This window comes from Microcoleus sp. K1-B1 (assembly GCF_036704705.1).
Classification (GTDB): domain Bacteria; phylum Cyanobacteriota; class Cyanobacteriia; order Cyanobacteriales; family Microcoleaceae; genus Microcoleus.
Genome location: NZ_JAUBSH010000012.1, coordinates 29,586 through 56,436 on the forward strand (window position 1 = coordinate 29,586; position 26,851 = coordinate 56,436).

The 26,851-nt window shown below is 43.2% G+C and carries 42 protein-coding genes; 7 read left to right on the top strand and 35 right to left on the bottom strand.

All coding sequences use genetic code 11. The features are described 5' to 3' along the window. Positions 1-223 precede the first annotated feature (223 nt). A complete protein-coding gene (locus QUA83_RS06365; RefSeq protein ID WP_333292162.1) occupies positions 224-1,438 on the bottom strand; it encodes an outer membrane protein assembly factor BamB family protein in 1,215 nt (404 codons plus the stop codon). A gap of 557 nt (positions 1,439-1,995) precedes the next feature. Between QUA83_RS06365 and QUA83_RS06370 the strand changes: the two genes are divergently transcribed. The 4 genes from QUA83_RS06370 (at position 1,996) to QUA83_RS06385 (ending at position 5,908) form a co-directional block, all read left to right on the top strand. Beyond that, on the top strand, positions 1,996-2,349 hold the full coding sequence (locus QUA83_RS06370; protein WP_333292163.1) for a hypothetical protein: 354 nt from the start codon (positions 1,996-1,998) through the stop codon (positions 2,347-2,349). Between the two features lie 587 nt (positions 2,350-2,936). Then, positions 2,937-4,724, top strand: coding sequence for a group II intron reverse transcriptase/maturase (gene ltrA / locus QUA83_RS06375; protein WP_333292164.1), 1,788 nt, complete (start codon positions 2,937-2,939; stop codon positions 4,722-4,724). Positions 4,725-4,905: 181 nt separating this feature from the next. Further along, on the top strand, positions 4,906-5,271 hold the full coding sequence (locus QUA83_RS06380) for a DUF6753 family protein (protein ID WP_333292275.1): 366 nt from the start codon (positions 4,906-4,908) through the stop codon (positions 5,269-5,271). 160 nt (positions 5,272-5,431) lie between these two features. Further along, positions 5,432-5,908 (top strand): hypothetical protein, encoded by a 477-nt coding sequence (locus QUA83_RS06385; protein ID WP_333292165.1) that lies wholly within the window; start codon positions 5,432-5,434, stop codon positions 5,906-5,908. On the opposite strand, the gene QUA83_RS06390 is transcribed toward QUA83_RS06385, so the two are convergent. Both QUA83_RS06390 and QUA83_RS06395 read right to left on the bottom strand, forming a co-directional pair. Then, complete coding sequence (locus QUA83_RS06390; RefSeq protein WP_333292166.1) at positions 5,884-7,956, bottom strand: CHAT domain-containing protein; 2,073 nt, start codon at positions 7,954-7,956, stop codon at positions 5,884-5,886. The genes QUA83_RS06385 and QUA83_RS06390 overlap by 25 nt on opposite strands. A 296-nt stretch (positions 7,957-8,252) precedes the next feature. Beyond that, positions 8,253-8,417: a hypothetical protein gene (locus QUA83_RS06395; RefSeq protein ID WP_333292167.1), complete on the bottom strand. Its 165-nt coding sequence runs from the start codon at positions 8,415-8,417 to the stop codon at positions 8,253-8,255. A 230-nt stretch (positions 8,418-8,647) separates the two neighbouring features. Between QUA83_RS06395 and QUA83_RS06400 the strand changes: the two genes are divergently transcribed. Then, on the top strand, positions 8,648-8,953 hold the full coding sequence (locus QUA83_RS06400; protein WP_333292168.1) for a hypothetical protein: 306 nt from the start codon (positions 8,648-8,650) through the stop codon (positions 8,951-8,953). 73 nt (positions 8,954-9,026) lie between these two features. Then, entirely contained in the window at positions 9,027-9,392 is a 366-nt protein-coding gene (locus QUA83_RS06405; protein ID WP_333292169.1) for an HNH endonuclease, read from the top strand. Here the strand turns inward: QUA83_RS06405 and QUA83_RS06410 are convergent. From QUA83_RS06410 to QUA83_RS06465, 13 genes are all read right to left on the bottom strand, one after another. Continuing rightward, complete coding sequence (locus QUA83_RS06410; protein ID WP_333292170.1) at positions 9,355-10,212, bottom strand: 3'-5' exonuclease; 858 nt, start codon at positions 10,210-10,212, stop codon at positions 9,355-9,357. The genes QUA83_RS06405 and QUA83_RS06410 overlap by 38 nt on opposite strands. A gap of 97 nt (positions 10,213-10,309) precedes the next feature. Then, entirely contained in the window at positions 10,310-10,504 is a 195-nt protein-coding gene (locus QUA83_RS30530; RefSeq protein ID WP_445299884.1) for an HNH endonuclease, read from the bottom strand. Beyond that, a complete protein-coding gene (locus tag QUA83_RS06415; RefSeq protein ID WP_333292171.1) occupies positions 10,501-10,722 on the bottom strand; it encodes a hypothetical protein in 222 nt (73 codons plus the stop codon). The genes QUA83_RS30530 and QUA83_RS06415 overlap by 4 nt, the downstream gene beginning before the upstream one ends. 153 nt (positions 10,723-10,875) lie before the next feature. Next, positions 10,876-11,148 carry a hypothetical protein gene (locus QUA83_RS06420; RefSeq protein ID WP_333292172.1) on the bottom strand — a complete coding sequence of 91 codons (273 nt, stop codon included), beginning with the start codon at positions 11,146-11,148 and terminating at the stop codon, positions 10,876-10,878. A 1-nt stretch (position 11,149) separates the two neighbouring features. Beyond that, a complete protein-coding gene (locus QUA83_RS06425; RefSeq protein ID WP_333292173.1) occupies positions 11,150-11,518 on the bottom strand; it encodes a DUF7694 domain-containing protein in 369 nt (122 codons plus the stop codon). A 34-nt stretch (positions 11,519-11,552) separates the two neighbouring features. Then, positions 11,553-11,810: a hypothetical protein gene (locus QUA83_RS06430; protein WP_333176170.1), complete on the bottom strand. Its 258-nt coding sequence runs from the start codon at positions 11,808-11,810 to the stop codon at positions 11,553-11,555. Between the two features lie 54 nt (positions 11,811-11,864). After that, positions 11,865-12,104, bottom strand: a complete 240-nt coding sequence (locus QUA83_RS06435; RefSeq protein WP_333174271.1) for a hypothetical protein — start codon at positions 12,102-12,104, stop codon at positions 11,865-11,867. A gap of 5 nt (positions 12,105-12,109) precedes the next feature. Then, entirely contained in the window at positions 12,110-12,352 is a 243-nt protein-coding gene (locus QUA83_RS06440) for a hypothetical protein (RefSeq protein WP_333292174.1), read from the bottom strand. 32 nt (positions 12,353-12,384) lie between these two features. Continuing rightward, entirely contained in the window at positions 12,385-12,774 is a 390-nt protein-coding gene (locus QUA83_RS06445) for a hypothetical protein (RefSeq protein WP_333292175.1), read from the bottom strand. A gap of 14 nt (positions 12,775-12,788) precedes the next feature. Beyond that, entirely contained in the window at positions 12,789-13,013 is a 225-nt protein-coding gene (locus QUA83_RS06450) for a hypothetical protein (RefSeq protein ID WP_333292176.1), read from the bottom strand. 117 nt (positions 13,014-13,130) lie between these two features. Continuing rightward, positions 13,131-13,475, bottom strand: a complete 345-nt coding sequence (locus QUA83_RS06455) for a helix-turn-helix transcriptional regulator (protein ID WP_333292177.1) — start codon at positions 13,473-13,475, stop codon at positions 13,131-13,133. A gap of 45 nt (positions 13,476-13,520) precedes the next feature. Then, positions 13,521-13,850 (bottom strand): hypothetical protein, encoded by a 330-nt coding sequence (locus QUA83_RS06460; protein WP_333292178.1) that lies wholly within the window; start codon positions 13,848-13,850, stop codon positions 13,521-13,523. Between the two features lie 167 nt (positions 13,851-14,017). Continuing rightward, complete coding sequence (locus tag QUA83_RS06465) at positions 14,018-14,395, bottom strand: hypothetical protein (protein WP_333292179.1); 378 nt, start codon at positions 14,393-14,395, stop codon at positions 14,018-14,020. 356 nt (positions 14,396-14,751) lie between these two features. Between QUA83_RS06465 and QUA83_RS06470 the strand changes: the two genes are divergently transcribed. Further along, a complete protein-coding gene (locus QUA83_RS06470; protein WP_333292180.1) occupies positions 14,752-15,243 on the top strand; it encodes a hypothetical protein in 492 nt (163 codons plus the stop codon). A 168-nt stretch (positions 15,244-15,411) separates the two neighbouring features. On the opposite strand, the gene QUA83_RS06475 is transcribed toward QUA83_RS06470, so the two are convergent. The 19 genes from QUA83_RS06475 to QUA83_RS06565 form a co-directional block, all read right to left on the bottom strand. Next, on the bottom strand, positions 15,412-16,041 hold the full coding sequence (locus tag QUA83_RS06475; RefSeq protein WP_333292181.1) for a hypothetical protein: 630 nt from the start codon (positions 16,039-16,041) through the stop codon (positions 15,412-15,414). 129 nt (positions 16,042-16,170) lie between these two features. Beyond that, complete coding sequence (locus QUA83_RS06480) at positions 16,171-16,785, bottom strand: hypothetical protein (protein ID WP_333292183.1); 615 nt, start codon at positions 16,783-16,785, stop codon at positions 16,171-16,173. Positions 16,786-16,864: 79 nt separating this feature from the next. Continuing rightward, the gene (locus QUA83_RS06485; protein ID WP_333292184.1) at positions 16,865-17,215 is read right to left on the bottom strand and encodes a hypothetical protein; all 351 of its coding nucleotides are present in this window, start codon (positions 17,213-17,215) and stop codon (positions 16,865-16,867) included. Between the two features lie 46 nt (positions 17,216-17,261). Next, the gene (locus QUA83_RS06490; RefSeq protein WP_333292185.1) at positions 17,262-17,642 is read right to left on the bottom strand and encodes a hypothetical protein; all 381 of its coding nucleotides are present in this window, start codon (positions 17,640-17,642) and stop codon (positions 17,262-17,264) included. A 60-nt stretch (positions 17,643-17,702) separates the two neighbouring features. After that, positions 17,703-17,963, bottom strand: a complete 261-nt coding sequence (locus QUA83_RS06495) for a hypothetical protein (protein WP_333292186.1) — start codon at positions 17,961-17,963, stop codon at positions 17,703-17,705. Positions 17,964-18,007: 44 nt separating this feature from the next. Further along, positions 18,008-18,559, bottom strand: coding sequence for a hypothetical protein (locus QUA83_RS06500; RefSeq protein WP_333292187.1), 552 nt, complete (start codon positions 18,557-18,559; stop codon positions 18,008-18,010). Then, positions 18,556-19,131, bottom strand: coding sequence for a hypothetical protein (locus QUA83_RS06505; RefSeq protein ID WP_333292188.1), 576 nt, complete (start codon positions 19,129-19,131; stop codon positions 18,556-18,558). The genes QUA83_RS06500 and QUA83_RS06505 overlap by 4 nt, the downstream gene beginning before the upstream one ends. Before the next feature lie 111 nt (positions 19,132-19,242). Then, complete coding sequence (locus QUA83_RS06510; protein WP_333292189.1) at positions 19,243-19,914, bottom strand: MT-A70 family methyltransferase; 672 nt, start codon at positions 19,912-19,914, stop codon at positions 19,243-19,245. A 1-nt stretch (position 19,915) separates the two neighbouring features. Continuing rightward, on the bottom strand, positions 19,916-20,299 hold the full coding sequence (locus tag QUA83_RS06515; protein WP_333292190.1) for a hypothetical protein: 384 nt from the start codon (positions 20,297-20,299) through the stop codon (positions 19,916-19,918). Positions 20,300-20,304: 5 nt separating this feature from the next. Then, positions 20,305-20,535, bottom strand: coding sequence for a hypothetical protein (locus QUA83_RS06520; protein WP_333292191.1), 231 nt, complete (start codon positions 20,533-20,535; stop codon positions 20,305-20,307). Between the two features lie 29 nt (positions 20,536-20,564). Then, positions 20,565-20,909 carry a hypothetical protein gene (locus QUA83_RS06525; RefSeq protein WP_333292192.1) on the bottom strand — a complete coding sequence of 115 codons (345 nt, stop codon included), beginning with the start codon at positions 20,907-20,909 and terminating at the stop codon, positions 20,565-20,567. 75 nt (positions 20,910-20,984) lie between these two features. After that, positions 20,985-21,326 carry a hypothetical protein gene (locus QUA83_RS06530; protein ID WP_333292193.1) on the bottom strand — a complete coding sequence of 114 codons (342 nt, stop codon included), beginning with the start codon at positions 21,324-21,326 and terminating at the stop codon, positions 20,985-20,987. 132 nt (positions 21,327-21,458) lie between these two features. Next, complete coding sequence (locus tag QUA83_RS06535; RefSeq protein WP_333292194.1) at positions 21,459-21,842, bottom strand: hypothetical protein; 384 nt, start codon at positions 21,840-21,842, stop codon at positions 21,459-21,461. 87 nt (positions 21,843-21,929) lie between these two features. Beyond that, positions 21,930-22,343, bottom strand: a complete 414-nt coding sequence (locus QUA83_RS06540) for a DUF6876 family protein (protein ID WP_333292195.1) — start codon at positions 22,341-22,343, stop codon at positions 21,930-21,932. A 59-nt stretch (positions 22,344-22,402) separates the two neighbouring features. Then, positions 22,403-22,702, bottom strand: coding sequence for a hypothetical protein (locus QUA83_RS06545; RefSeq protein ID WP_333292196.1), 300 nt, complete (start codon positions 22,700-22,702; stop codon positions 22,403-22,405). Positions 22,703-22,783: 81 nt separating this feature from the next. After that, positions 22,784-23,428, bottom strand: a complete 645-nt coding sequence (locus QUA83_RS06550) for an AAA family ATPase (RefSeq protein WP_333292197.1) — start codon at positions 23,426-23,428, stop codon at positions 22,784-22,786. Between the two features lie 293 nt (positions 23,429-23,721). Beyond that, positions 23,722-24,726 carry an AAA family ATPase gene (locus QUA83_RS06555; protein WP_333292198.1) on the bottom strand — a complete coding sequence of 335 codons (1,005 nt, stop codon included), beginning with the start codon at positions 24,724-24,726 and terminating at the stop codon, positions 23,722-23,724. A gap of 197 nt (positions 24,727-24,923) precedes the next feature. Beyond that, on the bottom strand, positions 24,924-26,243 hold the full coding sequence (locus tag QUA83_RS06560; protein ID WP_333292199.1) for a hypothetical protein: 1,320 nt from the start codon (positions 26,241-26,243) through the stop codon (positions 24,924-24,926). Positions 26,244-26,348: 105 nt separating this feature from the next. Beyond that, positions 26,349-26,828 (bottom strand): hypothetical protein, encoded by a 480-nt coding sequence (locus QUA83_RS06565; RefSeq protein ID WP_333173980.1) that lies wholly within the window; start codon positions 26,826-26,828, stop codon positions 26,349-26,351. Positions 26,829-26,851 lie beyond the last annotated feature (23 nt).

Consider the following 26,851-nt stretch of genomic DNA (forward strand, 5'->3'; position numbering starts at 1 on the left):
ACCCTCCTCAACGCTATTTCTAGTCTGGCACTTTCAGCAACAAGTTACGCCCAATTAGGCAAGCTATTGCTACACAATGCCATTCGCGATCGCCACCAACACCCCCATCTGCGAGAAACTAAACCTAAACCCAAAACCTCAACGTCATGCCCAAAATCCATGAGTGCGATCGCCATCACAAACATTCTTAATTCAATGGGGCGAAGAACGGCTCTTATAGAATCTATTCTACGGCATGAGGCGTTGCATCAAACGCATAGATTCTGTTTCGTAGGACATAGTAAAGCGTATCGTTATACAAAGATGGTCCCTCAATAGAGGGAGAACGTCGCTCACAATTGTGGCACTCTTTATATTCCCAGTAGGGATTCCCGGTTTGAGGATCGAATGCGTAAAGAACTTCTTCCCGCACAAAAAAGACTGTACCTTTGTGGGCAAACGCACCTGTGTAACTGGTAGATGCTTTGGTAGGAAATCGCCATTTCTCTTGTCGCGTTACTAAATCAACAGCATGCAAATTGGGGCTAACCCCACCAAAGTAAATAACATTATCGGAAATTGCCAGATCCGAATCCACCATGCCCTCATGCACTGAATATTGCCATTGAAGTTTGCCGGTCTGAGCATCAAGCCCATAGATGTAGCCCCGATGTCTAGTCGCATCGCCAGAGCCAATGTAAACCCTCCCCTTGTCCAAAAGGGGAGTGCTGTCCACCGCGTTATCAGTGGCAAATCTCCAAAGGGGTTTACCAGTTTGGACATCTAGCGCGTATAAACCGCTGCGAGTGCCTATGTATACAACGCCATTCGCAACCGTTGGAAAAGACATCACCTCATCTGGACGACCTTCAAACCGAGTGTTAATTTTTAACGGTGGGAGCGTTCCGTATGCCGGGAAGCTCCATTTCGAGTTTCCTGTGTTGGCATCAAGCGCATAAAGATACCCATCTAGGCTTCTAAAGCAGGCTACACCATCAAACACTACGACTGGCGAAAGAACGTTGCCACTAGCCTTGGTTTGCCACTTCAATTGCCCAGTTTGGACATCCAGTGCATAAACATGAGGTGATGAACCAATTGTGCCAACATACAGCATACCGTCAGCGATAACAGGAGTATGACCAATTGCGTCCGCAGGGGGTAACTTAAAGCGCCAACGTTCTCTTTCTGTCTCGACCTCAACTGCAAAAACAACTGAGGAAAATAGAGATATATCAAAGCTTTCTTTGCCACCGAAATACATCACGTTTTGTGCAATCGCAGGTGCAGTGGTAGCGTTGTATGTGTAGGTATGCTTCAGTTGTTTAGAAAATAACCTGTCTATCCAGGAATCAGAAGATATCCTAAAATCAGAAGATTTCACAGCTAGCAACAAACTCATTATTATCAGTAAAATAATCCAGAACCGAGAATGTATTGCTCTTGGTAAATAAAACATACATGAGAGAGGTTTTTCCTTAGTTTATTACTCAAGTTTATACTACCTTGCTTACGATGTTGAATGATGCAGTGGTTGAACCCCAAACCAGTGAAGATGTTCTCGACTGAAACAAATCCCGTGTAGGTAAGGGTGATGTATTGTAGGCGACTGTTCTCAGTATTTCTAAAAACGGTAAATACGAGATTGCAGTCAACAATCAACCAAACAATCCGGGCAATGCTGCTTTTCGTTTTGGATTGGCAGCAACTTGCGGGAGGAAAAATTGCGAGAAAGCCTCCTGAAACCAATTCCAAGTATCAGGCTCAATACAGCCAAGTAAAACTAATCGATGGCTCTCCATCTCGTAACAGCTTGGTGTGGCGGTACTGTTTGTTGGTCGAGCGCAAGCGCGGATATCGAATAATATTTTGTACTAAGTTGCATCCAAACTGCACCAGCCCTATGCCGCCATTGAAATTGCCAACTCTGCAATCTCAAAGCAGGCGATCGCCGACTCAAAATCAGCGTTCTACCTTAACGTTCCCAAACTTGACATACAGCCCAACCCGCCCGCCATGCCCAAACTTCCCGAATGCGATCGCTGCCTCCTCTACGCCCGCAACCCACACCTCGTTTGTGCAGTCCATCCCGCAGGTCCTAACACCGACACTTGCATTGACTTTCGAGAAAACCCTAACGCCGAACCAGAGGAACTGTGGGAACCCGAAGGGGCGAGCTATTACAACGGCGAACTTATCCTGCAACCGAGGCAGCGGTGGACACCAGAGCAGCAGTTAGACCTCCTGGACACGCACCCACTGTTTACTGGTCGCTGTCCCCGGTGTGAACGCCCGTTCCCTCAGTATGAAACGCCGCCTGTTCACTGGGATTGTTCGGCTTGCGGATGGATGGTGCGAATCGTTGGCTAGAAACCAGTCCTATAAAGGATTAGGGGGATTAGCCGCAAGGAATAGAACCTTGACAACTGAATGACCATGTAGGTGAGAATCAGTACCCTAGAACACTCAAATCCTACCCCGCAGGTGCAGCGGTGAAAGCATCTCCCCTACGGTAGCGACTAGCCATCAATCCGTAAAGCGGGGAGAAAAGATGTTATTACTGACAGCCTAAATCGGTAAGCATCGAGCAAAATACCCACGAGTAAAAGCAACCGCTTGAAGATACGCCTGAATCGTCGTGACGCAAAACCAGCGAAATAAGGCTTTCTGCGCTGGAGCCAAAAGGCAAAGGATAAGGAATTGGCAAATCGTCTGTTGACCAATCAGCACTTCCTATAAACCCGGCGAACAGTATCACTCTAAAGGTAAATAGTATGGTCATTCGGAACGAGATAACCTCTCGTCTGCTCTCAGGTGGTCGAATCCCTGTAGTAGGTGCTAACCGTATGCAGCGAGTAGGAAAGATTGGGTCAGAAGCGAAAGTCTGGGGTAATGCCCAGGATATGCAGACGGACTCACGGTGATTTGGAAGGAAAAGTCTCAATTAGTGAGTAAAAATGTCTAAAACGAGTTTAAAGATTACGGTGGAATGGAACCAAGTGAACTGGCGAAAGCTAGAACGTAAGGTTTATAAGCTCCAAAAGAGAATTTTTCAAGCCTCTCAACGTGGTGATGTGAAAGCAATACGTAGACTCCAAAAGACGTTGATGAAGTCTTGGTCAGCAAAGGCGTTAGCGGTTCGTAGAGTAACCCAGGATAATACTGGCAAGAAAACGGCAGGAGTGGACGGGGTGAAATCCTTATCCCCAGCAGCACGTTTGAAGTTAGTAAATAATCTAAAACTGGGGTCTAAAGTTAGTCCGACTAGGCGAGTATGGATTCCCAAGCCTGGAACGGAAGAGAAACGACCTTTAGGCATACCTACAATGGAAGACCGAGCCTTGCAAGCACTTGTCAAGATGGTATTAGAACCAGAATGGGAAGCGCGATTTGAACCCAATAGTTATGGGTTCCGACCCGGACGCTCATGCCAAGATGCGATAGAAGCAATTTTTAACTCAACTCGGAAAAAGCCGAAATACGTGCTTGATGCCGACATTTCTAAATGTTTCGATCGTATCGACCAGGAAGCACTGCTCAAAAAATTAAATACATTCCCCACCATACGCCGACAAGTTCGAGCCTGGTTAAAAGCGGGAGTGATGGACGGTAAGCAGTTGTTCCCAACATCTGAGGGTACACCGCAGGGTGGGGTCATTTCCCCATTGTTAGCAAATATTGCCCTCCACGGTATGGAAAAACGAATCAAACAGTATGCAGATACGCTGCCTACCAAAAGAGGAAAAAACAGACTTGACAATTTCAGAAGTCTCAATCTGATTCGTTACGCCGACGACTTCGTGATTCTCCACGAACATATAGCCGTTGTCCAAAGATGCAAGGAAATAATCTCCGAATGGTTACAAGGCATGGGTTTGGAATTAAAACCTAGCAAAACGAGGCTTACCCATACCCTTAAACGGTATGAGCAAGAAGAACCAGGATTTGATTTCCTAGGTTTCACGATACGACAATTCCCTGTAGGAAAGTATCACTCGAAACAAGGTTTTAAGACAATCATCACCCCAAGTAAGCAGAAGCAAAAGGTACACTACGACCAAATCGCTAGTGTTGTTGAAGCCCACAAGGCAGCACCGCAAGCGGCGCTAATTAGCCATTTAAACCCAATTATCCGGGGATGGGCTAACTACTATGCGACTGTAGTAAGTAAGGTGGCTTACTCAGATATTGATAACCTCATGTACCAAAAGTTAAGAGCTTGGGCAAAACACCGCCACCTCAACAAGAATGGGGAATGGGTATCAAAAAGATATTGGCACCCAATAAACGGTGATAACTGGGTATTCGCAACCAGGAAAGAAGGGTCATCAAACCCTATTCGGTTACTGAACCATGCCGACACCCCAATAGTGCGTCATGTGAAAGTTAAAGGCGAATTGTCTCCATACGACGGCAACCTGGTTTACTGGAGTACAAGAATGGGTAATAACCCAGAAATGCCAAATAGGGTAGCTAAACTCCTGAAAAAGCAAAAAGGGAAATGTACTCACTGTGGCTTGTTTTTCCGTGAAGACGATGTGATGGAAATTGACCACAGAATCCCTAAATCGCAAGGTGGAAAGGATTCTTACGATAATTGGCAACTCCTTCACAGACATTGCCACGACACAAAGACAGCTATTGATGGCAGTCTCGGCAACCAATCTGGCTGCAATAGTGCCAAGCCTAAGCCCACCAGAAGACTTGAAAAAGTCGATGATAAATGGGCAATGAGGTATGCGTAACAAGCACCAAAGCATTGAGGAGCCGTGTGAGGTGAAAGTCTCATGCACGGTTTTGAAGACCAGCGGGACTGGTGACAGTCTCGCTGAGTTTAATGATGATTCGGTGTGAGGTGATGGTTCATAGTGATTGGGCGATCGTTAGTTTTATTGGCTACGGTGCAATGAAAAGTTAGTCGGGGAAATTGCTTTTGCTGTCAGTTCTCTGGTTCGTCAAACAGAATTGACGAGGGTAGCCACTTCTGCGCGTTCTTTGGTGGTGGCGGCGGGTATTCTGTTGACGACGTTGTGTGTTGGTGCTTTGATGAGATGGATGGGTTTACTTTGGTTGCAAGGAGAGTTTGCGCCGGGGAAAGCGGTTCATCTGACTCAGAAGCAGGCGGAGGCTTTGCGGTGGGCGACTAGCGCTGAGGAGAAGTTTGCTCGGAATTTGATGAAGTGGAATGCGGATAGTCTTACTGATCTAGAATGTAAAAAAGATGTCAAACGTCTGGGGGTAACGCTGAAGGTAGCTGGAGGGCTAGCCAATTCGGGGTTTTGTACTATATGAGTGGAGCCTGTGGAAAAGCGCAAATTTGTAGTTCAACAAGTACAGCGCTATATTCTATTTTTAGCTGACCGGCTTTTCCTTAATCCTATCTTACAACTGTTGTCTAATTTCTGGTTCCATTTATGGCTTTAGCCTATAAGCGAGGATAACTTTATTAATTATGACTCAGATTCAAGAATTAGCAAAAAATATTGTTGAGCTTAGTGAGCAAGAACTTATACTTCGGCTTGGATTGAATGCTCAAGAGTTTAGTAGCGACTTGACTCGAAGTGCTTCGATTGACTCCATTAAACTCAGCACTCCTATTCAAACCAGAGATGGAGAAGTATTGCTCTTGGGAGAGAGTTTATTCAGACGGTTGAATACTAATTCATACGATCTTCTCTGCAAAGATCCGTTCGATGATGGCAAAACTCTTGAGCAGTTGAAGAAGGCATTGGATGAAAACATTGGCCAAGCTGCCGGAATGCTAGCACCTATTTTGGTTGCGAACCTAGGACTAGCTCCGGCAATTGCAGCTATTATGGCTGCTTTGATAGTCAAAATTCTTGCCAAATCAGTTGCGGAGACAATTTGCGAGGCTTGGGCAGAAGCTTTGAAAGCTCAACAAAATCAAGTTTCTGATCTACCAACTTGACTAGGCAGCACTTTTACTCGCCCTTCTGCATCAGCATAGAGGGAATAAGCTAACCAAGTTGAATTGTACGGAGCCGCTTTGCGAATATCTTCTCGTGCCAGCCGAAATGACTCTGCAATGGATTCGTTCTCCTTTAAAAGCTTCGTGTAAAAGGTCTTAGCAAACTGCAAAGCTAATTCATCTGATACTTCCCACATTGCACCAATGAAGGCTCCTACACGAGCCTTTACTAACTTTGTTGCCCAACCGCCCAACCCAGTTAAACTAAATTCTTCTCGCGCTCCATGACAAGCATTGATAAAAATTATAGGTCGAGGTCGTCGTCCTTTAAACTGCACCTGAATGTCAGATGGCCGCAATTCTCCATCGCTTAATTTGATTGCTGAATTATTGGGAGAGGTTGCATCGAATGTTCCATGACATGCAAAGTGCAGTAGGGAAAACTCCTCGTTGGTAAAGCAATCTAAAACCTGTAACCGTGTACCAAATGTAGTAAGTGGAGTAATACCTGAACACAAAGTAGAGAGTTGCTCAATAAATAAAAGTTCTTCTTTTACCGAAGCTAAGTTAGTTGGAGTTGGAGCAATTGGTCGCACTCTACCTATAATCATCTCATCAGCCGTTCCACCCATTGAAAGCCAGCGAGAAAGGGCAAACTGTTGACACCAAAATGGTTCTTGTTCTACCTTGCCATCATCATTGTTACGGTAAGGCTTAATCATTTCCCACGGTATCCACGGTTCTTCTGATGTAATTAGGAGAGATTTAACACGAGTCTTGAACTCCCAATACTCCTGTTTTAACGGTTCAGAAATCAGTTCATCCCAGAGTGAATTGCCAATAGCAGTTAAACGACGTTCGGTTTGTTCACGTCCTTCTTGTGTTGTTGGCACTCTCCTTGCCATGCTGGTCATCTCTCTGTAGATTACCTGCATCTTTTCTAAAGGTGAGCCTTCAAGGGTTACTTGTCCGGCTTTCCTATGGTTGTAATCTACATCTACCTTGCTCGAATGCAGCCTAAATAGCAGCGTCTTTCCGTCTGAACCGACATCTATTAGCAAATCTAAGTCTTGAGACGGTACAGTTTTTACGGTCTTAAATTCAAGAAGTAAAGATTCATCTGACTGCGGTACAGTTATATCAAGAAGTTTTTCAGCAATTAAAACATTACGACGTGCGGTGCCAATGCGGCTACCTTTATGCCAGAAGTCTACCTTAATTCTTTGTTCGCCAAGTTGACGTGGAATCAGGTTAAATCGCACCTGTGAGTCATCGTCCCGGTCAACTTTCATAACCTGAACATTGCTACTCTCAAGATCAAATTCACGAGCACTCAAAACTACTTCCACTTCTGGTAATTCTAAGGTACCGATGTCTGGAATCACAACAGATGGCGATTGCTCTTCAGGTTGTTCCATAAGAAGCTCAACAGTTAGACTGAACTTCTGATTAATAATCGCTTTATCTGGACAATCCAAGTTCGGATAGCGTGTAAGTGATTGAGGAGTTTGTATGTTTCCATATGGAGGGGTAGTTTCTATGTCAGGTGCTGATTCTGCCACATCGTCATCGTATAGTTCCCAATTTTGATCTATACTGCGACTTCGCATCCCTGGAAATAGTTGATCTTCAGGCTGTTCTCTAAAAAACTCAACAGCTTTCTGATACGCCATATCCATTTGGGATGGGCTGCTGGTTTCAACTTTCACTTCTCGACCTTGAACTTTTACGCTTAGTTCAATCCGTTTGGCCGCCCAGAGAGGCTCGCCCCCTGGGCTCATGAGACAATTGGGGGGATAAAAGTGATCGCTCAAAAAGCTAAACACAGCCTTGAGATTAACTGGGTTAACGTTCATTTTTAAGATTCCCAACAAAAAAGTCTGCAAAGATGCCCCCCTTTCCGGCACTTCCTCTACAGGAACTAATTCTGCCTCTTCTACCCCTTCCACTTCTTTTACGTGCTGTAGCAAATTTTCCACTTGTGCTTGTAATACTTCTTCAAGAAGACCGGAAGCGTAAAGGGAAATCATTATTTGAACATTAGACATGATTATTAACTCCTGTTAACTACTTTAACCATCATTTCAGCCGTTAGATTATGAGGTGAGTTGGTGAGCGATTCGGGTAAAACTTCAACACGACTTACGCAAGTGTCACAATAGTTAAAAGATTTTTTAGGTACGTTGTTGCGTTAAATCTGGCGCATTAGCACAACAACGTACCTTTTTTACTTCCTTCCCGCTAGAAGAATTTGTATTCTGCCCCCCTGCTCCCTTCTCCCCTTACTGATTTCCCCTACTTCCTGGATACATAACCTTAGAGCGGGAAGGGAGTAATATGCCAGTTACGTAAGTCCTTGTTCAAGAATTTTCTCAGCAAAAGCCCCATACACGCGCCCCTCACCCATCAGCACCTCATCAGAAATGCGATCGAGCGCCTGCCACACCTCTTTGAGCAATTCTGGCTTATCCAAAAGCACTTTGGCAAGAGCAGATTTAGGATACAGCATCAAATAAACATTGGTAACCGTCGCTTTTGAATGATTCAGGATAAAACGAAAAGGTCTACCTCTAGCAGTAGAACAACTTGAGGATAGCAAGTTAAAAAACCCAGGAGGTGCCGGGACTGTGTACGATCGCCCTAGATTTTCTGCTGCTGTGTATTTTGTATGCTCTGGTTGGCGATCGCTCTCCGACTGAGTGAAGCGTGAAATGATGGAGAGGCACTAAGAAATATGGAATGCAGAGAATGACTGACTGGCCGATCGAACCTCTCGATTTGCTAGACACCGACTACGACATCCTCGCCAACAGCAGCCATCCATCGTTTGAAATGCAACTGGTGAGGTCGGGGATTGATGCAGCAGAAGCCCGCATCAAAACCAATTTCCTCACCCTGGTGCGCCAAAAACCTAAGACTCCCGAACAATGGGCTACTTTAACCGAAGCATGGTTCGTAGCTTGCGAGTATAAGCCCACGGTTGAAGATTTTCGCTTATTAGCAGAATTCCTGTGGGAGAATCAAGAAAGCGTTGAAGTTGATTAGCTGCTGATAATTTTGAATTGAATTTACTTAACAGAGCGATCGCCATATTTTGAACAGATGAGCTTTTACCGCTATGCCTAAACCAAAGAGGTATCCCGACAATTGGCAACAGATTGCGCTCTCGGTGAAAGAAAACGCAGGCTGGCGTTGTGCTAAGTGCCATCAACAATGCCTCCGACCCGGTAAACCCCGACCCGGTAAACAAAGCGGCTTAACCAAATCTGAACGGTGTGCTTTAACTTTGGCGGTGCACCACCGCAATCGGATACCGGAGGACAACCGCCCTGAAAACTTAATCGCTCTGTGTACCGCGTGTCACCTGTCCTACCACAATCGCGGTCAGTCTAACGTATCTCCAGGGCAGTTATCTCTGTTCCCTGATGATGGTATTGATTGGGAGTTCATCGCTTCTTCTGAGGAATCGGCACGGGGCAATTGATTTGATCCGAATCTGCCATCTTCTTAATTAATTGGAGGGCTGCTATGCAATCTCCTAACGCTCGGTGTTCTCCACCAGGCAGGGGGAAATACCGATAATCTTGGTAATAGTAGCTCCAATATCCCCTCCACTGTGCCGCCCATTCCATCAAACAATCAGAGCGCTTTGTCAACTTCAAAATGGGCAAACTGTGAAGCCGACAGCAGTAATTTAAAATCTTGATATCAAAAGCAGAATTGTAGATTAATACTCGTTTATCTTTAAGGACTGCATCAATACGGGGATAGACTTCAGGGAAACTCGGAGCATCGGCTACCATTGCATCGCTAATGCCGTGAAGCTCTGCTGCTTCTGCGGGTATTGGAATAGAGGGCTTGATGAGCGTATTCAGCAACATTTCACCGCAATGATCGATAATTGCTATCTCTACAATCTCTGCACGCACGAGTCCCGTAGTTTCAGTATCCAGAATCACCCAATCGTTCAGGCTTAATTGTTCTCTTGCCCAAAGAACAGCACTCACTCTATCTTTTTCTATGAAACCTACTTCTCGATACCACTCTTGATAATCCCGCTTGATTTTAGCTTTGAGGCGATTAGCGGCCAGGGTTTCCAATTGTTTTGGAGATGGCTTTCTTTTGGGTCGGCAGGATTCAGGATTAGTGGAATCGTAGAGGAACACGTCGTATTTTCGCGTTTCGATAACGCCTGAAGGTTTCAGAGGCGATAAACCAAGTTCACCCAGTTGCTTTTTAGTTTTCAGGTGCGGTGGCGGCTCGTTGGATTCGCCCCACCAACTGTATTTTGTTAGTTCCACCATTGCAGTTTCCCTATCTCTGCCATTTTATTATCGCATCATTGAGGAAAATGAAAGCAACTACGAATACGGTATTTGTTGGTAATGGAGTGCCTGAGTTTTACTCAAATTTCTGAGGCAGTGACCGGGTGTGATATTGCCGATGCACTGATGCACTCGAACAAACCACCAGATTGTCTGGTGAGCTATTGGTTTTGTCATGGTCAAGATGATGGACAACTTCACCGGGTCGGAGCTTGTGGTCGATCGTCTGTTCGGCAATTACACGATGCAAATAAACGGTTTGATAGCTCATGGATCTTCTAGAGAAACGGGGAAAATTGCTTGAGAAGTATCCAAAGTTGGGGTATGGGTTTGTTTCCGAACTTCCTCAAACCAATCTTTATGGGCTTCAAAAACTGCTGTCAGAACCGAGATTAACACTTGCCATTGTTCATACGGAATGTCAGCGTAATCGTTTTCTATTCGACTAATCTCACAGAAATTTCCCTTTTTCTCTGTGCGAACGGTCAATCTACGAGCCAGTTATATTTGACTCATAGATTGATACAATCGGGCATTTTTGATTAATCGACCCAAGGTGATTTTTCAGTTCATAAAGCTTGAATTAATTGCTAAGATTTAGTCATGGGTCGTTGACGTTGCTGACTCCTTATTATTTAATGCCTACTCTACTGCTTGGTTAAAAGCTTCATCAGTCGGCTCATCTAACATTCCTATTGCAAACAGCCATTTCAGTTGTATATTCCTACCACCGCGACAGATTTTGGTGTTATTCGTGCTGTGACAAATGTGTTGCCCGTTTCCCATCAAGTTTTCGTAGTATATTGCCAAATCTGATGGAGAGAGAGGTAATGGTTTTTCACCACTAAACGGACAAGTTTTGCACGGTTTGTCTTGAACCGGGTAGGTTCTCATGTCAGTTCGATCGAGTTTCATTTTAGATGGTTCCTAGTTTACGAAAGTCGGGAATTGGTCGTTGGTCGAGACATTGATAAAGATGCAGGCAGAATTCGTGAACATTTACCCATTCCGATCGAGCAGGCAGAATCTGAAGTGCTAAAGCCTCTGCACCCAAAAAAATGTCTTTGAGTTTGACCAAATCTATCCAAGTTGGAACTGATTTTTTACGAGACAGGGAGACATGAACCCATGAATAGCCGTCTTTTTTGATCGAACAAGAAATTATTACAACCAAACCGTCACGACTTCTATAAGCTCCGCCATCAGGTCCGATCTCCTGAACTGACCAATTACATGGCAATTCTTCAGCAGTCGGGGGATTCCATTCAACAGTTTTAGTTTTCATGAAGATGCCGGGAGCGACCCGGCGACAGCGCGTATTAGTATCCTAGTAAATCAAACGGATCGCGAGAATCTGTAGCTGGTTCTGGAGGATTGACTAAATCGCATTCAGATTCAGTAATTGCCTGATAAACTTCACTCAGTGCCTGAATAGCATCCGCCAAACCTAATTCATTTTGTGTGACAAAATTCTCGCTCTGTTCGAGCGCCTGATACTCTGGCTGTTTCTGCAAAAGTCGCAGATTTTCTTCAGCACCCGCAATTATTGACTTGATTTGTTCGACTGTGATTGTCATGACTCTTACTCCTTAACTGATTAAACTCACTCAAAACCTCAACGCGAAGCATTATTAGCTAAAAAGAGTTTTCAAGTAATAATTTTCATCAATTTTGTTCTCACAGACAACCATTGACTTAGCTGCTTGTTCGGCTAGCGATCGATTCCAACCTTTGAGTTCAGACTTAGCTACTAATTCAAGCTCTGGCATAACGATTGCTTCTAAGTAAAATACATTCCCTGGTGAATCGTCATAATAACAAGAGCTTTCGACTGTAAATTTCCAGTTTGACCAGTAAAATGTACTTTTCATTGCTCTTAATCGCGGTACAATTCAACTTCAACAATGGAGATATTCTGATTTGCAGGATGAAGTTTCTCCTCAGTTAAGCGTTGTTCAGCATCCGATCGAGTATCAAAGAAATGGGCTGCTTCAAAATCTTCAGTCCATTTCCCTTTCATTTCGAGAAGCCAGTAAACGCAGCCATATTCAGTAGCATCGCCAACCCAATAACTCGCCTTAAGAATCGCAAACTTGATTTCAGACTTAGGCTTAGACATAATTTAAGACCGGGAGCGACCCGGCAATCACGCTATTCACTACACAATTGATAGGCAAATATTAAGCACAGAATGAAATTGCTTTCCAATCCGTAGCCTTCCCAACGACTATTTCTGACTCCAACAATGTGACGGCATCGCTTAAGCCAATCAACACCGCCTCGTTTGGTAATTTCTTCAAACAGTCGTGGATGTTGCTGTAATTTGCACACAATGATTTCCGTCATAATCTCGATCGATTCCTGCATATCACGACTTTTGTACTCTTGATAGGCAGATTCAGCATCACGGAAATTCACGCCTCTGAATGTTACCGGGTAGCGATTTTTGATTTTGTTCTTTCGGAAAGCTAGCTCTGTGGGATTTGTCAAAGCTGCACCAATTCCAATATCAGAGCCAGACCAGATATTAATGCCTTCCATCTTATCAGCTCCAATTAAATAGATTGAGCGATTTGATAGGCTTGTTGATAGAGTGGATCATTACTCTTTGGCTGCTGATCTTCTTTTTGATCGCTGACGGCTAAAGCTACCTTGATTTTCTGAGTTTCAATCTCTGAAGGTAGTTGTTGATTGTGGTAGTAATAGTTGGCAGAAGTCTGGAAAAAGTTAGGGAGATCGGCTTCATATTTCAGAAACCGAACTAATTCTTTTAAGTTCATAGCATTTAGAAAAGCAACACCACCTTACAGCGAAGCATTACTGTGACTTTTTAGTATTGCCTTCAAATTCTTCGATCGACGGTCTGTTCTGCCACCATCCGATGCAGATACACTGTTTTATAATAGGTCATAGGCTTTGCGATTGAAGTAAATGGGAAATACTGCTACGGCGTTTTCTAAGTCCAAAGGCTCAACTTCAGTTTGTTGACGGATTTGTTCAAGCCAAACAATATCGAGAGCAAATATTCTGCAAAGCGCAGGTATTAGCCAGTCATACTCACCTGATCGGATGTTGATTCTGTTATTTTCTATCTTTGACAGCAAGCATCGATCGACTGTCTCAAAAAGCTCTGACGGAATAACCAGCAATTTACACAAATCTTTCTGGCTGAAGCCATATTCTTGCCGAGCATTTTTTATGATTCTACCCAGCGTTATCTTGCTTTGATCGTAGTTGGTCATGATAAGTAAGAATTCTGGGAGCGACCCAGATATACGCTCTTAGACTTAAATTGGAAGTGTTAGATAACCAAATTGTGCATTTGCTAGCTCAACAACTTTCTGAATTAGTTGCTCTCTTTTTGCCTCAAAATCTGCATGAGGCAGTTTGACATACCGATAAACGTCGGAATGTGACCATCGGCTCTCAGCGTCGTATCCTTGATCGCCACTCATCACTACAATCTCAATTGACGTAGTTTTGGGCCATTTGGTAATTTGCAGATGATATTCAGAAAAATCATCGTAGCTATTAAGCAGGCAACTTTCTTTGGTGTATTTGACTGATTTACCATCTTTGCTTTGCCAAGTACCATGTTCTATGTCGAATTCTGACATTGTTTAATCCTCCATCTCACACCCTCACAAGCGAAGCAAAATCTTACTTTGACTATTGCTATTGCTAGAAACCCTTCGGCTACGCTCAGGACATCGCATTACCAAAAACATTTTTAGAAACGTTACTAGAAACAAACAAGAAACAAGAAACAAGACACAAGAAACTGTTATATCAACCACCAATTTAAAGACTGAATCAATTTAGTAGCTTTGTCGATGACCTGACTAACCATCGGTCGGGTAATAATCTGAATATTGGACAAACCTAAGTCAGAAACAGCGTCAAGACAAGCACTTTCCCAGGCACTTTCTTTGGTTGTGTAGAGTTTGATGGGAGTAACACCGATCGTCACATACTTTTGTTGAGAGAAACAAACCAATTTCGCTGCGTTGCCCGGTAAAAATTTAGGGGCAACAACTTCATGTTTGACCTCACAAGGTAAGAGCTGCCCTTCCTCGTTAAGCCATACAGCCTCTTCAATTACAGGACATATTCTCAGTTGGTTTTCGACTTCTTGAGGTATTGAAAAATCTGGGTTGTGCATAGTACGATAAATCTGCTAACAATACTTTACGGCGAAGCTTATAATTTGCTTGCTAAGTAAAGAATAGCGTTAAAATAAAATAATATTAATTCTAAAAGTGAGGAAATATGGGCGAAGCGAAACGGAGACGAGAAAGAGGGTTAGGATTTGGATTTAAGTCTCAGCCTGAAAGTTTAATTATTGGATGCTATCTAGCTCCAGCAGGGATAAGTGATCGACACACAGTTTACTTAGGAATCAGAAAAAAGAATCCTGATTTAGTAAGCAGCAAACCGTTGTCTGTTCATACAAAAGTGACAGATGCTTTCCAAGTTCAGACGGACTGTAACAAAATATTGAAGGATTGCTCTTTTTCTATGAACCAATCAGATGAAAAAGTTTTTGACTTATTTAAGGAAATGCTACTGTCTAGCTACGGGAATCAGAGTGAGGAAGGCGATCGATATCAAGTATCGGGCAACATAGATGCTTTCAATGCCTGGATGAACGAGGGCAACTACCGAGATAAAAATAATCCACCGCGGGGAGTGAAAATTACCCATTTAACATCGGTAGTCAAAAAACGTTACAGAGTTTTCAGCAGTCCAATTAGAAAGGAATCACCCAAATTCTATGGAAATCCTGAAGATAATTCGATTTTTCATGTAGGTGAAAGTTTTGACCGCCCCATTGCCGGAACCAAAAATGAACTGTTTATCTGGCAAACTTATGTAATTGCAGGATTCTTCGCTGATTACCTGAATCTTCATGATAAAAATTCCCTGAGCGCTGAAGAAGCCCAAAGACTAACTCACGAAGTACAGGATTTGATGAATCAGGAGCGATCGCCAGGAGTTACCTTTACATGAGTTTTAGGCATTTTCTTCTTCCTGATTGGTAAAACGGTGGTAGATCAAACTTTAGTCGCGTCCCTGGACACTGCCAATGCCGATGCGGATGGCAGTGACAGTGCCAGTAACGAATTAGGAATGGCGATGGCGATGAAAGCAAAGCGGCTCGCAAGCTACTGTGGCTAATTAAACACGTAAAAACTCTTCAAAAATGGGAAGTAGACTCCGGTGAAGCCCTTGATTTAGAATGCTGTCTTTCAAGGGTTGCGGAATATTTCTACGATTTACTTCTTCACCATAACTATCAGAAGCGTAGTTGTAATCCTGTCCAAACTCTAGGATAATTTGTCGTCTAAGTTTTTCAGCCGACAAAATTTCAAATAAAGGATCTAACGGGAGATATTTGGTATCGTTCTTATCTATTTCATTCCAATTCCCCGGCGAAAACCAAATACTTTGGGAATCGCCTCCGAAGAACCATTCCTCATTGTAGGTGTTTTTAATTCGATCGAGGAGCTTGTTGCAAGCAATCCACAATGTATCATTAGGGTCATTTGAGTGGGGATAACCTAAAAGATACCAGTCAAAGTCTTTGGTGATGACAGTTTCCCTCAAAGCCTTGCTGATGCAAATGCTAGCAACAGATATCACCGTTGGGTCGATCGATTCATTCTGAAGCAGCTCAACTATCAAATCAAAACCAGTATCGCCATATTTGAGAGCTTCAGATATTCCAGCAATCTGTACTTCTATATTGGGCGAATTTAAAAGCTTTCTGAGTATCGCATCATATTCTGTGGGTTCTTGTGTAGACATAGTTGTTACCTCTGATTAAGAAATTATTACTTTACTTGCTGTGGGGTGCAACTTCCACGTAAATGCGCTAAAATTGATGCTAGCTACTGACTACCGATGCGCTAATACACGCCCGCAAGCTACGATACTTCAGCTATAGTTTCTAAGAAGTTGAGGGATTACGGATTTAACTTGGGTTGCACTTATCAAGAAAAACTTTTCATTAGCGTCAATCCCTAGAATAACAAGTAAACCTCGCAACTCTTGTCCGTTATTAGTGACAAAATTTACTTCACCCTCCGCACCAGCATTACTTAAAATTGCCAAACTCTTGTCAATAAACTGATGTCCTGTAATTTCTAAGAAGGCTTTTTCTTCCACTTGTATATCCAAACCCAGAAGTTTTTGAATATCAGGTAAAACTTCGTTTTTAGAGAATCGAACTTCCAAACCTTGGTCTGAAACTAAAACGTAATAGAGCATAGACGTGTCGATCGTATATTTTACTCTGGGTCTACCATTGATGGTTTCTGTCGGGACTGATTTAATTTCAATTCCACCATTCTGCAAAGCCAAAATGATTTGATTAACGTACTCTGCGGATAAGTCTAATTGAGTACCTATGTCTTCTGGGTAAAGAGGTTCAGAGTCTTTAAGCAGATTGTAGACACTTCTCGCAGTGTACAGCCCTGACCACGGTAATTCATCCCCCCCAGCAATTACCCTGGCATATTGAATTATTCTTTGGTAAAGATTGTTATCCATTTTTTCGTTGTTGTTCCTTTGATAGGTGCTAAGAAAGTTGCCATCACGCCCCAGAATGAGGGGCATGATTTTGTTAGGGCTAACGTAAATTTGCTTGATACAGTTTTGTTTCTCGTTTCACAAGCTCTACCTGCTTCTGAGTCAACAGACAGAAATCTTCAATTTGTGGATCGATCGCCACAACAAGAACTTGTCCCTGAAGGATGACGCGCCTCGGAGTAAGCATAGTTGGCTGATGAGCCTTCCGCAAGAAGTCATCGTCAACCAAGACAGCGAGTGAGGGGTCAGAATAACAGCCATAGACCGCCTCAAAGAAGGCTTCTTCCCCTAAAATCCCTACAAGCTTTTGAATTTCTGGGATTTGTGGCAGTTCAGTTGCTGCTACTTCTTCAATTCCTGTTGAGTTAATTAAAACGTAAAATCGTGTCATGCTGGCTCCAGTTAACGGTGGCAATTACAGAAAATCAATCAATATCTCACAGCGAAGCACTAAAATCGTGTTCTGGCTTGGGTGGTTTTTGGTGCAATCTGAGTTCTTCTTTCACTATTTTTACTTGCTCAAGATTTAGCAAACACAAATCTAAGAGTGAGTTGTTAGTTCCAAGAATAACTACCTGACCGAAAATCACGCCTCCCTTTTTAGTTACACAAGTCGGTTTCAGCGCTTTCGGTTCCACGTCATCATCACAAATTATGACAATCTTGGGGTCAGAGAAATTAGAAGAATCTAGCACCTCAAAAGTGGCTGGCTCTCCTTCAATGCCAACCAAATCTTGAATTTCTTCTGTTGTCAGCATTTCGGGAGTGGTGTAGACATCTACCTCTTGTTCGTTCGTAACCAAAATGTAGTAAGGCATAAGAGAAAACTGGGGGCGACCCAGTAATTACGCTATTATTTGCTATTTGCTGGTGAATTCCTAGTTTACAGGGGCTGTTTCTGTAGCTCTACACAAATCTCTGGCTGCTTCAAGATGTAAAGGAGCAACATAGACTCTGAAAGCACCTTCTCTCCACAGCATTTTCTCATTATGAGGATAAAACTCTATCTGATGCGGAATGTCACTATTTTTCATGGCGGTGACGATCGACTCATGCTGATATGCGAAGAAGTCACTCACAATAATAAATCCGTTTTCAGCAATCTCTGGCAATTCACCTTCTAATTCTGTGGTTGTCATGATGGTAAATAGGAAAGAACAAATCAACACCTTTCTGCGAAACACTACCAGGTAATCTCTTGCAAATAATGCTCGCCTGTTTCTCTGGCTAAACTATCAATCCACTGGTGAGGGACGTTGAGTTGTTTTAAGCAACGGATTTGTTGTTCAATGCAGTTCAATTCTTCTTCGGTGCTATTGTTGACGAATTTATCACCAACACTTCGACGCATGATGTGATGATTTTCATGAACAAAAATGCTGGCTAACCATTCGACTTCATGACGAAATGTTCCCTGAGCAATTTGTATTTCATTCTTCCAATGAGCAGCACCCGATGAAGTAGCGCTAGTTATCGGATATGTGTACTGTTTGAGCAAGGCGAAATAGTCAGGACAGTACCGATCGAGAAGTCCTAAAGCTTCGATTACTTTTGCTTCAAAATCATCAGCAAACGGCACCGGGTTTAGGATTTTAATTCCGTAACTTTCTGTGTAACTTTCCTGTTTAGTTTCTTCTGCAACAATCTCCGTTTCTAATTCAGTTGAATTATAGGAGTTGTAAGTTGGGTGAGAGGCGATCGAAGTAATACCAAAAACCAAATTAAACCAACTCATCGTTTGTACTTTCCTGAAAGTGTGTAGTAAGCAGTTGTTGTTTCATCTTCATCCGCAGTCAAAGTTAAGCGATACACAGAGTTATTCCAGTTGTAGGTTTCAGGAGCTTTGAATGCTATTAACTCAGTTTTGAATGCTGTAAACCAACCCTCTCGGCAAGCGTCGTACATCCGTAAAGATACGATTATCTTTCGATCGTAATCTTTGATTAGGTGGCGTTTGATGCCTTTCACGAGACGAACTTCTGAGAGTTTTTCTAGTTCTTTTTGGGCAAAGTCAAAGCCTGTATCCTCGAAGTAAGTTGCTCGTTTCTCATCATAAAACTGGTCATCAAACGGGATAAACTTTGGCACATCCCACAGTTCAGGATTGGAATTAGCTAAGTCATGAGTGTTGGATAGATAACCTACTAACTGGGTTCCATCACCAGTGAACTTTGTAACCTCATCGACCATTTTCAGGACTTCGATGTAAGTTTTTAAGACAGTTTCTGAAGAGTTTTCAGCAGCTAAAAATCTATAGCCCTGGACTCGAACAATGTAGCCGTCTTCGTTAATCGTTATAACTTTCATGGAATCATCAAGCATGACGGTAAATAAGAAAGGACAAATCAATATCTCAAAGCGAAGCATTAATGGATAACTTGACCCTAGTAATTCCGATGAAAAACTAGGGTGAAGTTATCAAACTAAAAGATTAGAGAAGTGAGTTTCAGCACCCCAAGCATCCCAGTTAGGGCGCTGTTGCCGAGCGAATAGTTCAATTCTTGACGGCTGCGATAACTTGCCCAACTTCTCGCAATTTTCTAGTCTCTGACCTAGACTATTGGCAAGAACCCAAAACTCTTCAGGTTTCTTTGAATGTTCCTGACGACGGGCACGAATGATGTTAGGAACATTGGTCATTCCGAGTGTACTCATGCTAGGAGCATTACCCTTTGTTCCTACCAATAAGTGTTCGGTACAGTTGCGACCATAATGCCCCATTCCCATGTGGGGTTTTCCAGCGATCGTCACCTTCTCCCAAGTGAACGTACTTTTATGTTCATATCCCCACGCTAGGAGACATTTAAAGGCTAAGAATTGGTGATTGTTCGTTGTCCAGAGAAGGATATAGGAATCATCGCCTCCGATCGCACCGATCGGCATATCCAAAATCTGCTGGTCAGTCATCGCAGGATACGGACACCGCCCCCGGTGGCTAGGATCTGTTTCTCGTAAACCATATAACCAAGGAGGATCAGCAACAATCAGCCGATAATCCTTGCAAGGAACCGGGGGTAGATTTGGGATTAGATTGATGGCGATCGATAGTTTCTGTTGTCCTACTGTGTCATGAGCTTTGTAACTTTTCATCCTAATTTCTACTTTCTTTTGAGGTGTTTGTTGCCATTTTTTGTTGCTGTTTCTGTTGTTCAGCGTTTTCTTTGTTGATAAGTAATCCCTGATAAAATAGTTCCTGTGCCTGTCTAATTTTCACAGTATTCTTATTTAGCGTTTCAGCAATCAAATACTTGAGAATTTCCACCGAAGTTTGACCATCTAATCCCGTAACATTTTGAACAAGTTGAGAGCCAATGGCAATATATGCCAGTTCAAATTCTGTTGCGCCTGCTAGAACTTTGATTGCAAATTGTTCCAAGCTCCAGTTATTCAATCGAGCGGTTTCAAAGACTTTATCAACCTCTTTTTGGATTCTGGCTGCTTCGTCTACTACTTGTTGTTCTCTTTCAGCATTCATGATGTTTACCTCATTCTTTTTACTTCTGAAAATTTGATACTTCGTAAAGCACAGCCGTATATCTCGACATAGATATAGGTGATGATTTTACCTTCGCCTTCGATCGAATCTTGAACAGTTTTACGATTAAACAAGAAGAACATTCCCCACCAAGTTAAAACCATCGGCGGTTCCTGCATAACTTCTGCTGTCAGATTTTTTTCATCAATGACTTCTAAGATGACAATGTGTTTCATGGTAACTATTTGATGTGAGAGAGATTAACTCAAGTGATTAGTTTGTTAATCGGTTCCTGATATTTCACTAATCCATCAGCCATCAGAGTTATAGCTGTCTCTTCTGTCTCTAAATTACCCAACAAAGTAGCTTCTATCATTTGCTCAATGTATAGAAAGCAGGATTCTCCTTGTAGACCTGTGACACTTGTTAACAAGAGACTTGCAAATGCTAAATAATTAACATCTCGATCGAGCACCTTCTCCCAAATTTCGATCGCAAACTCTCTAATCTTCAAGCCTCGTTTTCCGGCGCAGTTCACAATTTCCTTGATTCCATCCTTTAATTCTCGGATTTCTGCTTCTGGAGTTTGTTCATTAGTTTCTTGAAACATTTGGTTTCCTATATTCAAGGTCAATCCCTCTAAGCGAAGCATTATTTGTTTCACTTAGGTTTGATTGACATGAGCCTAAATAAGAGTTTCATCAAAGGTGTCTTTCTGTTCACCGTCAATTTCAATCTCTTTAACGTTGGAGTAAAATATCATGTGTACTCGTAAAGGGACGTTGCTACCTTTACCAAGCTGATTATGAAGCCAGCCAATGCAGGGCGATCGAATCGACTTATGACAAGTCATCACTGTAATATTTTTGCATTGAAGCTGAGAAACATTACCTGTTTCATCAGCGATCGTCTCGCGTAATGCTTCATGAGTTTTAACGCAGTAGTTAGGAATATCAGCCACTGTTACTGATTTTTTCCACGGACAATTTTGGCATTGTTTGGTTTGAGTTAGGACAAGTTTTTTCATTAGTATTTGACAGAAATAATGCGGTCGAATTCGTCTCTGACAATTTTGGGACTTTTGTTAAAATTCATGCCACAGTTTCGGCAAGTGTAATGTCTCAAGTATCCGAGTTGACCCAGAAATATGAGCTGACCGTTACAGATTTTGCATTTCACATTCGCCATTTTCGTTATTCTCTTTGAGGGTGTTGTTGATAATTAAACCTTGATTAACTAAATCGACTGCCCAGTATACGATCGAAGCATCTTGTTGCAGAGTTCCAGTAGCTAGATATCGCAGAAATTGCAGCAATTCATCTCCCAGAAAATTTGTGCTGTGGTGAATCATGCGACAAGCAATTGCCACATAAGGTCTTTTCTCTAACATTGCCTGAACCCAAATTTCAGTTGCAAAGTCAAGAGTTTTGACCTGATTAGTAATTGCTTCAGCAAAAATTTTGTTAACTTCTGCCTGCAATTCTGCCAGTTCTTTATGCTTTTCTTGGAGTGCACGATCGGAACTTTGTTCGCTAGCGGTCATTTGATTTGCTCCTGATATTAGTTGAGTGATGTAGTGCGAAATTGTGTCCAGCCTCCATAGTAGGAGGACTGGACAGCATTTTAAGGCTTAATTTTCGCTTGGCAAGTAAAGAACTCTATCTCGTAAGAAAAGCTTGATTTCCGGCAGGGAAAAATCGGTATAAGGTATCTGCTGAATAACGGCAGGTGTAACTCCGAGTTTGGGCGTATCTTCCCAACAAGTCAGAACAGCATCATTAGGCGATTTAGGCTTGATAAATTCATGTTTATCGCCAACATGAAGGAACCAAAGTTGAAACTCACTTAAACTACGAACTTTCCTCAGTCTGTGTTGATAGGAGACGATCGCATCAATCAACCAGTAAGCTTCAGCATTTTCAGCCAAGTATTTGACTCCATCGGTGTACAGAAGTCCAAGGAAATGCTTGTAATATTGCTCACTTCCATTAAAGTGTTGCAAATTCTTCGACAGTGTTTCAGCATCCATCATTACCTTTGACATACTTCTTACTCACAAACTCAAGACATCACTTCCTTACAGCGAAGCATTACATCAGTATTTCACTGTTCTTTATTTGGTTCAAATGCTTCTTCTAATTTCTCCTCAATGGCAAAAGCAATAATTCCGATCGCATCTCTCATTGCTGCTTCATCTCCCTGCTTAGAACGCAAAAGTAGTGAAGGAATTCTGCTTTTATCAGGAAATACCTCATTAATCAAAATCAAAGCATTTGCGTTACCAGCGAGGGCGGTTGACCAAATCACTGAGGCAAACGCCCAACTATTTATTACTTCTTTTTTGCCTTCATCAGTATCGATCGTTTCCAAGCTTGATAAAGGATGAACAAAATGCGGTTCCATATTCTGCCTCAATTTATGTGAACAATTCCTAAATCCAAAAGCGAAGCAGTTATACCCTTTGGCTTCGCTTTCTGATAATGATTAATTTTCGTCAACCTGAAGAGGGGCAAAACGAGAGTAGGAATTTGGTTGGATTTGAACATCAGGAATGCTGGCAGATTTAGCACCCGATCGAATTGCCCAAGTTTTCAAATCATCAATTTGGGATTCAGCAATTTGTGCCAGAGGGACGCAGCCGGCGATCGAAACAAGTAAGTCATCCTGGGTAAACTCAGCCCCGGCGCTGAACGCACTTTGCATCGCATCGAAGACCACTTGCTCAATCTCAGCACCTGAGAAATTTTTCGATTGCTCTGCCAGCAGCTTCAAATCGAAATCGCCTGAGTTGACTCGATCGGATCGGACGCGGGTGAGATGAACTCGGAAAATTGCTTCCCGCTCTGTGAGGTTGGGCAGATCAACCCAAAAAGTTTCATTAATGCGGCCTTTGCGAATCAGTTCGGCCGGCAAAACTTCGGCGCGGTTCGCGGTCATCACTACGAATACCGGCGCGGTCTTTTCTTGCATCCAAGTGAGTATTGTTCCAAAGACCCGCTGGGAAGTGCCGGAATCTCCATCCATGCCGCTAGTGATGTTGGCGAACGCTTTGTCTATTTCCCTTTGTGTTACGCCTACCTCGGTTCCAGGTAGGCTCTTTAAGTTTCCCCAAAGAGCAGAACATATCATAAATTATTAACTCCTGTTCCCTGACTTGACCTGACCTTGACCTGACCTTAAAAAAACAGTTTGGAGTTAATAATCCCCGTGCGCTTCAGACTCCCTTGAGTCCTACGTCTTGCGACTGTTCGTTGAACCTTCCCCGTGTCTCTATGTTTATGTTTGAGGTTTAGGGGCTTGGCTGCTGATTGCCACATATTTTAGAATTTTCAAACCGTCACGCTTGCCATTTCTGATTACGTTGTGGTTCCTAAAACTTCGCGGTGTTCCAGCAATTCACACGGTTTAGGCTGGACTAAGATTTAATCCAGTAGCAACACGCACGGTGAAATCGCCTCGACCAGTTTAATCACCTGTCGGATGCGGCTTTCACTTTCCCCAACCATGCTGCCGAACACGCGACCGACATCGAGGCGCAGCAAGGGGAGTTTCCATTCCGTGGCGATCGTTTTTGCTAAGAGACTTTTGCCTGTTCCTTGAATGCCGGCGAGTAACACACCTTTGGGGTTTGGTAAACCATATTCGCGGGCTTGGTCAGTGAAGGAACGCGATCGAGATTTGACCCATTGTTTGAGAATTTCGAGTCCGCCGACTACTTCCAGACCTGATTCAAGCGGGATAAATTCTAGGATGCCCGTCTCGCGGATTGTTTGGCGTTTTTCCTCGATGACCGCAGCTAGGGCGGTACTATCAACTTTGCCTCGTTTACCACGTACCAAGCATTTGGCAAGGACGCGAGATATCCGGCACCGGGTCAGCCCCTGGCAAGCTTTGACAAACTGCTGCCGTTGTTCCGCACTTAATTTGAGATCCGGGGGTGCCACCAATCGAGTGAGCAAGTTCGATATCTCCTCGATGCCTGGTAAGGAGATATCTACCACCGTCGTTTCTTGAGACAGTTCTTGGGGCAGGCGTAGTTGGTCGGAGAGGATGACCAAACAGCGGCGGTCACGGGCAATTTGAAATGCCAGGTTTTTCAGTTCGCGGACGATCGCTAGTTGGTTCATAGCTATCTGACCATTGGCACCGGGGGCTATTAAACTCCCTAAATCCTTCATGACAAATACAGTGACTTGCTCCATTGGCGGCGCTTTACTGATGCGCTCCAGTGCTTGCATCGGGTTCCCCTTGCCTGTGCCATTATCTGTCCAGCCCCTGGCGAAATCCCAGAAATAGATTTGCCCCTCAACCGCTTTGACTACTTCACACAAGATTTCTTCTGCTGGTTCCTCTTCCGGGCTCACCACCCACAGCAAAGGAAATCGCGCCAATAACATTAGCTGAATTTCTTTTTTTTGATCTATCATGTCTTTAATCCAATTATCAATTGCTAATTACTCTCTACCCAGCAATCGAGCTTTTGAGTCACAAATTTTGCTACAAGTCTTGAACACCCACCCCAAGACTTATTAGACATCTAAAAATACCCATTCTCCCTTCTAAGCTCGGTAACAGAAACAGCAACTGCTACTGAGCTTTCTGTTTCTGTTTCTGTTACTGTTTCTCATTTAGCCAAAGCAACTTTTTGCTTTTTGTTTCTGGGAGCAGGTTCAAACGGCTTAGCTGGAGGTTCAACAGATTCAGATATAGCAGGGTCAGAGTCAAAGGCAGAGTCAGAGTCAGAGTTAACGGGTTCTAAAAGAGGGTCAACAAACTCTGAAATTCTTTCAGGGAGGAGTTCTGGGAGTAATTCAGGAAGTAATTCAGCTTGAGATTCAGCTTGAGATTCAGCTTGAGATTCAGCTTGAGAGACGGAAGTTTTAGCAAGAGCAGCTTTCAAGATTTCAATTTCTCTGAGAGCTTCAGACAAATCAGCATGGAGTGTTTCATTTTCCACCATGAGCTGAGCATCAGTGACTAGCTCATCATCTGAATCATCTAAAACTCGATCGACTTGTAAAGCGCCACTAACTTTCTGTTGACTTTGCAGGTTAGTGATTGTTGTTGAAGCTTCTCTTAGCTGAGTTCTCACTTGTTCTAGTTGAGATTCAAGAACTTGTTTCTCACCAACTTGTGCTTGGAGAGTTTGGATTTGAGCATGAAGGCTAGAAACTTCACGTTCCCGTGCTTCGATTTGACCATTAAGCTTAGATATCTCACTGAGTCGATCGCGAGAAGCGGTTTCAAATTCAGCAACTTCCAGCAAACGTTGTTCGGAAACTGTAAGTTTTGCTTGTAATTCGCTGCGATCGGCTTGAATCAAATCTAACTGTTGACGGAATTCTTCAGAATCTGCCAATTGTTGCTTGTTGAGATTCATGTACGCTTCCCTGAGCTCATTCCGCTGGCGTTCGTACTCCGCTTTGTAAAAATTCAACTCGTACTGATTTTGAGGATAATCCTTGAGTTGTTGCCGAAGAATTTCGTTCTCCTGAGCGAGAGATTTCATTCGATCGCCTGAAATAACGGTATCTGCTTTTTGGTAAGCGAGACGGTAAATGGCAAATCCCATTTGCTTCATGACTGCCAGGATTTCTTCAGGCACTTCCGATTCATCAAGCAATCCGTCATCTACGGCTTCCAGCAACGCACTTGCTAAATCTTTTTCAGATTTTCCTTGCTTGAGGAGTGACAGATTATCTGATCGCCATTCCTTGACCAGTTTGCATACGGCGTCCGTACTGCCTCCAAAACCGTAGATTTCTTTGAGGGCTGCATTCACTGACCGGACTGCAATCCCTACACGATTTTTTTGAAGTGCAGCACAGGCAAAATCCACCATTTCTCGGTTAATTCCTGTGTATCCGGGGTTTTGCTTCTTGTGATTATCTAAGTCAAAACCCGATAAGTCAAGGCTGGTAAACGTTGTCGGTAATTTTGCCATTGCTACTCATTGGTAAATAGTGCTGGTAACTTACTTACCAATATACACCATTTACCAATAGTGGTAAATACATTTATTAAAAAGTCATAAGGGAAATAGAAGAATTCAGGAGGCAATCCGCTCGGCAATAACCTGGAGTACAACAGCAAGCTCCTCTTTTGAAATAGTACGAACTTGCTGTACGAGTTCTTGCAATGGGGTGGGTTTGCGCTTCCCCGCAAGGAGTAGCTTCAATTCTTCAAGAGTTTCACCTCTGAATTTAGCGACACGTTCCAAATTTTCCAGGTCGGGAACCCCTTCTAGCTTCTCCCAAGATATTAGGGTCGGATGAGTTACGCCCAACAGGCGACCAAATGCTCGGTATGGCCGATTTGCACGCATTTCATAGATCAGCTCAGCAAATTTTTTCCTGGCGCGATCATCCATCATATATCGCTGAGGTTCTCTCTGGCTGTCGCTTTCAGAGTTTTCCGAATCATTTTGAGAAGGATTGGGAGGATGTTGCACATGGAGGGAAGACTCACTTTCCACATCTGGATAGTCGCCCTCCGAAAAACGAAATTTGATATGAGATGGGGTATCCATTTGGTAAATAAGGTATTATTGTG